The 1,057-nt window shown below is 39.3% G+C and carries 1 protein-coding gene; it reads left to right on the forward strand.

The features are described 5' to 3' along the window. Positions 1-310: 310 nt before the first annotated feature. Complete coding sequence (locus Q0257_RS11850) at positions 311-928, forward strand: tetratricopeptide repeat protein (RefSeq protein ID WP_298025049.1); 618 nt, start codon at positions 311-313, stop codon at positions 926-928. Positions 929-1,057: the final 129 nt, after the last annotated feature.

Raw genomic sequence — 1,057 nt, forward strand, 5'->3', positions numbered from 1 at the left:
CCCATCATCTTTAAAATTTTCCTTTTAAATTTTCATTTAAATTCCACGCGGCACGCTTTTGCGTGTAAATTTAGACGCTGCAAAGTTTCTTTTCGTTTGGTTTAGAAGCGCATTTTAGCAGGATTTAGGTAAAAAATTGCAAAATGAGGGGTGTCTATTTGCATTTTAAATTTTAGTGATTGTTAAGGGGGGGGGGTATAATTCTGCGAAATTTCTTAAATCGAGGAGGCGAATAAAATTTTAGCTATGTAAATTGACAATATCTGACTACGAAAAATGAGATAATACGAAAAATTTTAAAGGAGAAAAAATGAAAAAAATTATCTTAGGTTTGGCTCTGTTGGGATCTTTGGCTTTCGGCGAAACGCAATTTCAATCGCAAAGAAAACAATTTGAGCAAAAGTGCGAAGCGGGTGATTCTCAGGCTTGCGGCTATGCCGGCGCTCTTTATAAAAATCCGACCGAATTTGGAGGAAACGCATCCGATGGGGACTATAAAAAAACGCTCTATTTTTACAAAAAAGCTTGTGACGTAAATGATTATATGGCTTGCTCGGATTTGGGAGCAATGTACTTCGACGGCAAAGGGGTAAAAAAAGATTATAAAAAGGCTGTCGAACTATATAATAAAGCTTGCGACGGTAAGTTTGCGGATGGCTGCAACAATTTAGGTTATATGTATGCAAATGGTAAAGGGGTAAAAAGAGATGTAACGCGGGCTATGGGGTATGGTAGAAGAGCCTGCGATGCGGGGAGCTGGGTAGCGTGCGGGAATTTCGCTTCAGTCCTTGAAGCAGGTAGTGACAGAGCAAGAGCGGCGCAATACTATCAAAAAGCCTGCGAAATGGGTAAAAATGACCCAGGGCTATTCGGCTACCTTAAAGACTATTTACAAGAATTCTGCGACAAATACGACATACTAAAATAGCCCGCTTATTAATAAGGCTTCTTTCGATCGGGCTACTTGGCGCGATGAAATTTTAAAATTTCATCGCCAAACATGGCGCGTAATTAGGATTTAAAAGTAAGCGCGGCTCAAATTTCATAAGTTTAAAAT

It is taken from the genome of uncultured Campylobacter sp., from assembly GCF_938018035.1.
Lineage (GTDB): Bacteria > Campylobacterota > Campylobacteria > Campylobacterales > Campylobacteraceae > Campylobacter_B.

Coding starts and splice junctions, on each gene's coding strand:
- Q0257_RS11850 (WP_298025049.1), top strand. CDS start 311: ATGAAAAAAATTATCTTAGGTTTGGCTCTGTTGGGATCTTTGGCTTTC.